The 6795-nt window shown below is 64.9% G+C and carries 4 protein-coding genes and 1 pseudogene; 1 reads left to right on the forward strand and 4 read right to left on the reverse strand.

All coding sequences use genetic code 11. The annotated features are described in order from the left end of the window. A pseudogene (topA, locus tag I5M_RS29200) lies at positions 1-2733 on the reverse strand (type I DNA topoisomerase); the annotation flags it as partial. Between the two features lie 308 nt (positions 2734-3041). On the opposite strand from topA, the gene I5M_RS34175 reads away from it, so the two are divergent. Further along, positions 3042-3170, forward strand: a complete 129-nt coding sequence (locus I5M_RS34175) for a hypothetical protein (protein ID WP_307704587.1) — start codon at positions 3042-3044, stop codon at positions 3168-3170. A gap of 211 nt (positions 3171-3381) precedes the next feature. Here the strand turns inward: I5M_RS34175 and dprA are convergent, their stop codons facing one another. The 3 genes from dprA to I5M_RS05035 form a co-directional block, all read right to left on the reverse strand. Continuing rightward, positions 3382-4518, reverse strand: coding sequence for a DNA-processing protein DprA (gene dprA / locus I5M_RS05025; RefSeq protein WP_022720409.1), 1137 nt, complete (start codon positions 4516-4518; stop codon positions 3382-3384). Positions 4519-4626: 108 nt separating this feature from the next. Then, positions 4627-5496, reverse strand: a complete 870-nt coding sequence (locus I5M_RS05030) for a hypothetical protein (RefSeq protein ID WP_148287825.1) — start codon at positions 5494-5496, stop codon at positions 4627-4629. Positions 5497-5534: 38 nt separating this feature from the next. Further along, positions 5535-6617 (reverse strand): GNAT family N-acetyltransferase, encoded by a 1083-nt coding sequence (locus I5M_RS05035; protein ID WP_051048661.1) that lies wholly within the window; start codon positions 6615-6617, stop codon positions 5535-5537. Between the last annotated feature and the right edge of the window lie 178 nt (positions 6618-6795).

Genomic DNA, 6795 nt, shown 5'->3' on the forward strand with positions numbered 1-6795 from the left:
CTATCCGTTCTGGCAGCGCTCTTCTTGGCCGCAGGCTTGGACTTGGCGTCGCTTCTTCGGCGCCGAGGTTTTAGCCTTCACCGGCGCGCGCGCCTTGCTGGCGGCGGCGGTTTCGGCTTTCGGTTTGGCCTTCTTCGGCGCGGCTTTCTTGGCCGGCTTGCCTTCGCCATCGGCTTTCTTGGCGGCTGCCTTCTTGGCAGGCGCCTTCTTGGCCTTGCCGCCGCCCTTCGCAGCGCGCTCATCGAGCAGCGCGACGGCTTCCGGCAAAGTAATCGCGTCTTCGGCCTTGTCGCCGGGGATGGTGGCGTTGACGCCGCCGGCGGTGACATAAGCGCCGTAGCGGCCCTTCTTCACCGACACCTCGCCGAGCGTCGGATGCTCACCGATCGCACGGCCGGGCGCAGCGCCGAACCGGCCCTTGCTCGGACCCTTGGCGATCTTCTCGGCGATCAGCGTCACCGCGCGGTTGAGGCCGATATTATGCACGTCGTCGCCGGCCTCGAGGCTGGCGTAGGTCTTCTCGTGCTGCACATACGGTCCGAAGCGGCCGATGCCTGCCTTGATCGGCTGGCCGGTCTCCGGGTGCTTGCCGACCTCGCGCGGCAGTGCGAGCAGCTTCAGCGCGACATCGAGCTCGACATCGCTGGGCGAGGTGCCCTTCGGAATGCCGGCGCGTTTCGGCTTCTCGCCTTCGCCGTAATCCTTGGCTTCGCCGAGCTGGATGTAGGGACCGAACCGGCCCGACTTCACCGCGACTTCGAGTCCGGTGTCCGGATCGGTGCCGAGCACGCGGTCCGCATCGGCGCCGCTATCGGAGGCGAGGGGACGGGTGTAGCGGCATTCCGGATAGTTCGAGCAGCCGACAAAGGCGCCGAACTTGCCGGCCTTGAGATTGAGTTTGCCGGTGCCGCAGCTCGGGCACTGCCGCGGATCGCCGCCATCCTCGCGTGCCGGATAGATGTGCGGCCCGAGCATGTCGTCGAGCACGTCCAGCACCTGGGCGACGCGCAGCTCCTTGATGTCGTCGACCGCGCCGATGAAGCCCTTCCAGAAGTCGTGCAGCACCTGCTTCCACGACACTTCATTATTGGAGATGCGATCGAGGTCTTCTTCCAGCGCCGCCGTGAAGTCGTATTCGACGTAGCGGGTGAAGAAGTTTTCCAGGAAGGCGACAACGACGCGGCCCTTGTCCTCGCCGTAGAGACGCTTCTTCTCCAGGCGGACGTAGCCGCGATCCTTCAGCACCTGCAGGATCGACGCGTAGGTCGAAGGCCGGCCGATGCCAAGCTCTTCCATGCGCTTGACCAGCGAGGCTTCGGAGTAGCGCGGCGGCGGCTCGGTGAAATGCTGGGTGACGGCGAGGGCCTCGCGCTTCAGCGCTTCGCCTTCGCTCATCGCGGGCAGGCGGCGGGCGTCTTCGTCTTCGGCGTCGTCGTCGCGGCCTTCCTGATAGGCGGCCAGAAAGCCGTCGAACTTCACCACCTGGCCGGTGGCGCGCAGCTCCAGCACGCGTGAGCCCGCCTTGGCTTCGATATCGACGGTGGTGCGCTCGAGTTCGGCCGACTCCATCTGGCTAGCGACGGTGCGGATCCAGATCAGCTCGTACAGCTTGGCCTGTTCGGCGTCGAGCCGGCGGCTGACGTCGGAGGGGCGGCGCGACAGGTCTGTCGGGCGGATGGCTTCGTGGGCTTCCTGCGCGTTCTTGGCCTTGGCCTGATACTGCCGCGGGGCGTCAGGCACATAGGCGTTGCCGAAATCCTCGGCGATGACCTTACGCGCCTGGGTGATGGCGGACGGATCGATCTGCACGCCGTCGGTACGCATATAAGTAATGAGTCCGACGGTCTCGCCGCCGATGTCGACGCCTTCATATAGCCGCTGCGCGATCCGCATCGTGTGCGCCGGCGCGAAGCCGAGCTTGCGGCTGGCCTCCTGCTGCAGAGTCGAGGTGGTGAACGGGGCGTAGGGGTTCCGTCGAGCCGGCTTGGCCTCGACGGTCGACACCTTGAAGTTGGCTGCTTCGATTGCCTTCTTGAAGTCCTCGGCCTCGGCGCCAGTGCCGATGTCGAGCCGCTGGATCTTCTTGCCGTCGGCGCCGACCAGGCGGGCTTCGAAATTGTCGCCACGCGGCGTTGCCAGTGTGGCGATCAGCGACCAGTACTCGCGCGGGACGAATTTCTCGATCTCCATCTCGCGGTCGCACACCAGCCGCAGCGCCACCGACTGGACGCGGCCGGCCGAGCGGGCGCCGGGCAGCTTCCGCCACAGCACCGGGGAGAGGGTGAAGCCGACCAGATAATCCAGCGCGCGGCGCGCCATATAGGCGTCGACCAGGGCGCCGTCGATCTCGCGCGGATGCTTCATCGCGTCGGTGACCGACTGCTTGGTGATGGCGTTGAACACCACCCGCTCGATCTTCTGGTCCGTCAGCGCACGCTTTTGCTTGAGCACTTCGAGCACGTGCCAGGAAATCGCCTCACCCTCGCGATCAGGGTCGGTGGCGAGGATCAGCTTGTCGGCACCCTTCAGCGCCTTGGCGATGTCGTTCAGCCGGCCCGCGGCTTTCGGATCGATTTCCCAGATCATCTGGAAGTCGGCGTCGGGATCGACCGAGCCGTTCTTGGCCGGCAGGTCGCGGACATGGCCGAACGACGCCAGCACCTCGTAAGACGAGCCGAGATATTTGTTGATCGTCTTGGCTTTGGCTGGCGACTCGACAATGACGAGATTCATCGCACTTCCAACGATTTGACTAAGAGAAAAGGGCCGGATTCGCGGGACTCGCGCCGGCCACATGGCCCGGAACATGGGTGGTGAGGGGCCTACTGTCAAATCGGCCGGTTGTGACGATGCGTTTTAATGGATGTGTTTCTTATAAATTTAAACCTAGGGTTGTATATGTTTTCGCGGTAATAGGGTTTGCGCAGCTCCATCCTCGAAGGTCACCGATGTCATCCCGGCAAGGTTCACGGCACCTCACATCCAAACGGCCGCCGCGAGACGGTGGCGAGGTAGAGGCTGCGGCTTATCTGGCGGGGGCGTTGGGCGAGCTGATCCATCTGGCGCACCGCCATCGCCTCGACATGCTGTGCTACCTGCTCGACATGGCGCGGCTCGAAGCTGCCGAGGTGGTGCGCAGCCGCCGCCGCGGCGGCTCGGGACCGAGCTGAATGCATGGCGCCGGGCGTCTGACCGACCAGAACTTTCCTGAAAGCGTTCCGAGTTCGTCCTCGCTCAACTCCGAGGCCGGACTCCGTTTCATAATTCGGTAACCAAAGCTGTGCATGGTTGGTCAGCAGGGAGCGGGCCGGATGTACGTCCGCTTCCAAGATGGCTCGAAGTGCGCACCACTTCGGGCCGTTGCTTTTTTTGGGGTGTCGATCAGACCAGCGACACCAAGCCGCCGCCGTGACGCTCGAGCCGGCCGGCCAGTTCCAGCTCCAGCAGCACCGTCCGCACCACTGGCGCCGAAATGCCGGACAAGCGGATCAGATCATCAATTCCCACTGGGCTCGGACCGAGCAGGCGGAGGATGCGGGCACGGTCGCCGGCGTCCGGTTCGCTCGCCGGCGGTGGTGCGTCGGGCTCACGAGTGGGGAGTTCGATCGGCCGCTCCAGAATGGATTCGATCGCGTGCAGGATATCGGCGGCCGAAGTGATCAGCGCCGCACCTTGCTTGATCAGATCGTTAGTGCCGGCCGCGCGTGGATCGAGCGGCGAGCCCGGGACGGCGAACACCTCGCGGCCCTGGTCGGCCGCGCGCCGCGCGGTGATCAGCGAGCCGGATCGAAACGCCGCCTCGATCACCGCGACGCCGACCGCGGCGCCGGAGATCAGCCGGTTGCGCCGCGGGAAATCCTTGCCGCGTGGCACATGGCCGAGCGGCATCTCGGAAATCGCAGCACCGCCGGCTTCGATGATATCGAGGAGCAGGTCTTCGTGATCGGCCGGATAGATCTTGTCGTGGCCGCCGGCCAGCACCGCGACGGTGCCGCTTTGCAGGCTGGCGCGATGCGCCGCCTGATCGATGCCGCGGGCAAGGCCGGAAATTACGACCATTCCGGCGGCGCCGAGATCGGCGGCGAGTTGCTGCGCGAACTTCAATCCGGCTGCGGAAGCATTGCGCGAGCCGACGATCGCGATCATCGGCCGCTGCATTATCTCGAAATGGGCGGGCAGGGCATGGACCCCGAGGAGCGGTGGCGCGTCATCGATCGTGGCGAGCCGCGGCGGATAGCCCGCTTCTCCCGGCGCAACTAATTCGACGCCGATGCGGCGACTATTCTCGATTTCACGCCGTGCATCGTCTTCGCTCGGGATGCGCCCCGGTCGGGCCGCACCGCCGCGCCGCGCCAACTCCGGCAGCTGTTCCAGCGCAAGGCGCGCCGAGCCGTAGTGATTGATCAGCGAGCGAAAGGTTCGGGGGCCGACATTGTCACTGCGGATCAGCCGCAGCCAGTCGAGTCGCTGGGCTTCGGTGAGAAGGGTCGTGCCTTCGCCGCGATTACTCTGGTTCACACGCCACCCCCAGCACGGGGAGTGTTGCTCAACTTATAGGTGTGAACAAGTTGGACGAAGGCACAAGGCTCTCGGGCCGGCCCGCCCAATTGCCATTGCCGAGGGGCTTCAGCGGGAGGCCTCGGAAGGCGGCTCCAAGCGTCGCAGCCAGATCTCGCGCCAGTAGATCGGGTTGGCTCGCGGACAGTTACGGGCGCACAGGCCCTGGCAGTCGACGCCTTTGAGCGCGACCGTATGGGTCAGCGTGCGCATCTCGCCGGTGGTCTCGAGGATGATCCGTTCGATGCGGCGCTCGACCTCGTAGGGGCCGCTGTACAGCGCCATCTCTGGATCGAAGTTCAGCCCTCGGTTTTTGCCCTTGCGATCGAGCGTCCGGCTGATCTCGGCGAGGGGCCTGATCTCGACCAGCTCGCCGGGCTCGAGGTCGAGATTGCCTTTCGAAGTCTCCGTGCCCGGACCGCTCAACCGGCCGATTTCGGCAAGGCCGATCAGCTTACGGAATTTATTGATCAGCGCATTGCCGAGGATCATCACGTAGCGCGACAGTGAGATTTCGCCGCTCAGCAGATCCTTGGTCAGCAGCGCGACGCCGGCCACCATGCCGCGCGACGGCGTGGTGATGCGCTTCAGTTCGGTCGACTGGCAGTAGTAACGTTCGCCGATCTTCACCGGCAGGCGCGAGAGCGCCGCCGGAGAGGTGGGCTGTTCGATACGAGCGTCTGTGGGCTGCCGCAGCCAGCGCTCGTGCCAGAACATCAGGCAGCGCCGCTGGCAGCCATCGTGATGGGAGCCATCGCAGCGAACGTCTTCGAGGAAAACGGTATTGCTCAGCAGGCCTTCGCCGCTGTCCTCGACGCAGGTGCGGTTCGCCCTTCGTGAAACGCGAAACCGATGGCCGCAGAAGGCGGCCATCTCAGGCATGAACGGCAGTCCGTCCAAGGCTCCCTTGTCGTCCAGGACAGCCAGGATCTCGTCCAAGGGCAGGACTTCGACCAAGTCGCCGCGCGCAAATCGGTTCACGACGGCCTCCCGAGGTCGCTCGCCTTCTCGCCCGCGTGAGGCTGCTTCTTGTGGCTCGAGCCTTCCCGCCACGATCGAAGCGAATAGGCCAGACCGCTGCTGCGCACAGCATCCCGTGCACTCATTGCTGCGATTGCCAGCCGTCCCTTCGGACTCAGCGCGCGCTGATATCTGTAGAGCGGGATTTGTTCGCAGCCGAACTGCTCCTTGTAGGAGTAATACCCCTTGCCGAAATCGAACGTCTTGATGCCGCGTTCGATCAGCAACCGGATCGTCTCGCACGCCAGCACGATGCTCGGCGAGTAGTGATCCCAGGCGCCCTCCAGATGAGCGAGCCGAACCAGGGTGCAGGTGTCGCGGTTGATCATGCCGAAGCCGCCGGCGATCGGACGATCGTCGATCGTCAACACCGGGAGCACCGCGAAGCCGCTCGCCAGGCCGTCGGCGATGACGGTGTGGTAGAAGTTCGAGTAGCAGGGCTGGTCGAGAACGAACAGCTCGCCGCGGCCGTCCATGCGGACGCGCTGAAATTCGTCGAGCGTATCGAGGAAGCGATGAGCCGCCGTCGGCTCGGTGATGAAACGCACCTCGAATTTGCCAAGCGAGGATATTGCCCGCTTCTTGCGGCAGTGACCCTTGCGGAACGACCGCGAGCGGTCGTTGATGAACTCGTCCCATGTGGCGGGCAGATCGACGACGTTCTGGACCGTCAGCGACGGCACGACGTCGAGCATGGCCAACGGATTGAGCCGGCGTCCGGAGGCTGGCGGCAGATTTCGCAACAGCAGCAGATCGGCATTAGGCAGACACGGGACGGCGGCCGCGATCGCTGCCTCGATCTCTTTCCGGTTGGCCGGTGCTGTCGGGCCGAGCAGCGGGTAGCAGTAGTCGGAGACGCTCAGGTCGGCCGCCTCGACCAGCGTCAGGCCGTGTTCGTGCCGCCGGACCAACGGCAGCAACATCGCGGTCGGACCGGACGTGTCCCTGATGGCGATCAGAACCGGTTCGGCCGCCTTGGCCGGCGCCAGCTGCTGATACCAAGCACGCAGCCACGTCGCCTTCTGGAACGGGCTGAGCACGCTCGAAGCTCCAAGCGCCTCAACCTCATTCAGGAAAGCGTCGAGACTCGGAACTCGTTCGGCTGTGAAGCGCATCTGACCGGTGAACTATCTGGGCTGCGCTCGGCCGGACATCGAGTGCCGCATGACGGAGCGAGCGGAGCCTTCCCGGAAAACGTAGCAGAAGGCCGGCAGAATC

It is taken from the genome of Rhodopseudomonas sp. B29 (assembly GCF_000333455.1).
In the GTDB taxonomy this organism is placed as follows: Bacteria; Pseudomonadota; Alphaproteobacteria; order Rhizobiales; family Xanthobacteraceae; genus Rhodopseudomonas.